Annotated in this window: 4 protein-coding genes; all 4 read left to right on the top strand. The window is 60.0% G+C overall.

All coding sequences use genetic code 11. The features are described from left to right. Positions 1-603, top strand: a 603-nt coding sequence (locus EOM25_13920) for a Trk system potassium transporter TrkA (GenBank protein NCC26271.1), incomplete at its 5' end; no start/stop codon positions are given. Then, positions 603-2,048, top strand: coding sequence for a TrkH family potassium uptake protein (locus tag EOM25_13915; GenBank protein NCC26270.1), 1,446 nt, complete (start codon positions 603-605; stop codon positions 2,046-2,048). The genes EOM25_13920 and EOM25_13915, both read left to right, overlap by 1 nt. 54 nt (positions 2,049-2,102) lie before the next feature. Next, a complete protein-coding gene (locus tag EOM25_13910; GenBank protein ID NCC26269.1) occupies positions 2,103-2,288 on the top strand; it encodes a hypothetical protein in 186 nt (61 codons plus the stop codon). After that, positions 2,288-2,556: hypothetical protein (locus EOM25_13905; GenBank protein ID NCC26268.1), on the top strand; the 269-nt coding region annotated here is incomplete at its 3' end. The genes EOM25_13910 and EOM25_13905, both read left to right, overlap by 1 nt.

Here is a 2,556-nt window from a genome sequence, read left to right as displayed (position 1 = left end):
GGCCTGCACGCCAAAATCATGGACCGGGACGAGGAACGTTGCCGTTTTTTGGCCGAACGTCTGAACAGGACCGTGGTCCTTCACGGGGACGGAACCAACCAGGAGGCTTTGCTGGAGGAGAACGTCCGGGGCATGGACGTGGTCGTGACCCTGACGGACAAGGACGAGGTGAACGTCCTGTCCTCCCTGCTCTGCCGAAAGCTGGGGGCGGGCATGGCCGTCACTCGGATCAACAAGTCCGAGTATGTTCCCCTGGTCAGGACTATCGGTCTGCAGCACATCGTCAGCCCCAGACTTTCGGCCGTGAACACCATCCTCAAGTACGCCCGCAAGGGCCGGGTGATCAGCACGGTGTCCATCAAGGACGAGGCCGAGGCCCTGGAGGCCATCGCCCTGAAGAATTCGGCCGTGGTCGGCAAGCCCATCTTCGACCTTCCCTTTCCCAAGGGGTCCATCGTCCTCGGAATCATGCGGGGCGATGAGGTGGTCATCCCCACCGGGAGCGACACGATTCAGGCCGACGACCGCTTGATCATCCTCTCCCTGCGGGGGAACATCGCCAAGGTCGAAAAGGCATTGGCGGTCAAGCTGGAGCAGTTCTGATGCGCTGGGGCTACGTCTGGAAGGTGGTCGGAGTGGTTCTGCTCTGCACCGGCCTGGCCATGCTCCTGCCCCTGCTATTTGCCGCGTTTTACGGAGACGATTCGGCCGTGCCCCTGGCCCTTTCTTCGGCGGTAACTGTCGTGGTGGGGCTGTGTCTGCATCTTGGGCTGAGGTCCCAAAAGGGCCAGTCCATCAATCACCGCGAGGGCATGGTCATCACGGCCCTGAGCTGGACGGCCGTGGGGGCCTTCGGGGCTCTGCCATTTTTCCTGTCCGGATTCGAAAATTTCACCGACGCTATGTTCGAGTCGGTCTCCGGGCTGACCACCACCGGGGCCTCGGTCATGACCGACATCGAGGCCATGCCCAAGGGCCTTCTGGTCTGGCGGGCCATGACCCAATGGCTGGGAGGCATGGGGATCATCGTCCTGTCCCTGGCCATTCTGCCCTTTCTCGGGGTGGGGGGCATGCAGCTCTACAAGGCCGAAGTGCCGGGACCGGTGCCGGACAAGCTCCAGCCCAAGATCAAGGATACGGCCATGACCCTGTGGAAGGTCTATGTCCTCTTCACCCTCATTCAGACACTTCTGCTCCTGTTTGGAGGGCTCGACCTCTGCGACAGCCTGAGCCACGCCTTCGCCACCATGGCCACGGGGGGATTTTCGACCAGAAACGCCTCGGTGGCCTCGTTCGGCAGCGCCTATGTGGAGTGGGTGGTCACTTTTTTCATGTTCCTGGCCGGGGTGAATTTCGCCCTGCACTTCCAGGCTTTGCGGGGGCGGCCCCTGGCCGTGTGGAGGGATCCTGAGTTTCGTTTTTTCGCCGTCATCCTGCTCGTTTGCGTCCTGATCGGGACCGTGGACCTCTACGCGGCCGAGTATCACGATACCTTCGACGCCCTGCGCTATTCAGCCTTCCAGGTCGTTTCGATCATGACCACGACCGGTTTCGCCACGGCCGATTACGAGGCCTGGCCCTTTGTGGTTCAGGGAATCCTCGTAGCCCTCATGTTCTTCGGCGGGTGCGCCGGTTCCACCAGCGGTGGTCCCAAGTGCATGCGGATCATGCTTTTGGCAAAACAGGCCTACAACGAGCTGTTCCGTCTGGTCCATCCCAGATCGGTAACGACCATCAAGCTTGGAGACCGAATCGTCAAGCCGGACGTCATGAGCGGGGTATGGGGCTTCTTTGTTCTCTTTCTGGCCCTTTTCGTTTTGACGGGGATATTGCTGGCGGCCACGGGCCTGGATCTGGGCACGGCATTTTCGGCCTCTATCGCCTGCATCGGGAACATCGGTCCGGGCTTTGGCAGCGTTGGGCCGGCCGAGAATTACGCCCATATCCCGGCCTTTGGAAAATGGGTGCTCATTTGCGGTATGATCATCGGACGGCTGGAGATATACACGGTCATCGTCCTGTTCGTGCCCGAGTTCTGGAGGAAGTAGGGGATGCATGCCCCTGTAAGTTTAATCGACAAGAACAAATACAAGGAGATAGACATGGAGTGGATTATCGTTGCCGAGTTCGATGCCCCTGGCCCGGCCGTGAACAAGGAAAAGGCCCGTCTGGAAGACCTAGCACTGGACGTGGCCTTGAGACCGGAACTGGTCGTCAGGGTCCGTGAGGAGAGTGGCCGGGTTTTTGTGGAAATCCACGAGGACTTCTACGAGTTTTTTCAGGGCTGATGGACGCCGAAACCGAAACAGTCCCGGGTATAGAACACCTAAAAGCCCGGTTCGAGTCCTATGCCCGGCTCTTTGTCCGTTCTTTGGTCAGCGAAGCCGACAGGGAAAACGTCAAACTCAAGATCGACCATACCCTGCGGGTGTTGGCCGAGGCCAAATTCGTGACCGAGGCCGCAGGGTTCAGGGGCCGTACGGTGGAACTGGCCCTGGCCGGGGCATTGTTCCACGACGTGGGCCGGTTTGAGCAGTATGCCGTCTTCAAGACCTA

This window comes from Deltaproteobacteria bacterium, assembly GCA_009929795.1.
Lineage (GTDB): Bacteria > Desulfobacterota > Desulfovibrionia > Desulfovibrionales > Desulfomicrobiaceae > RZZR01.
This window is presented reverse-complemented; position numbering and strand designations above follow the sequence as displayed.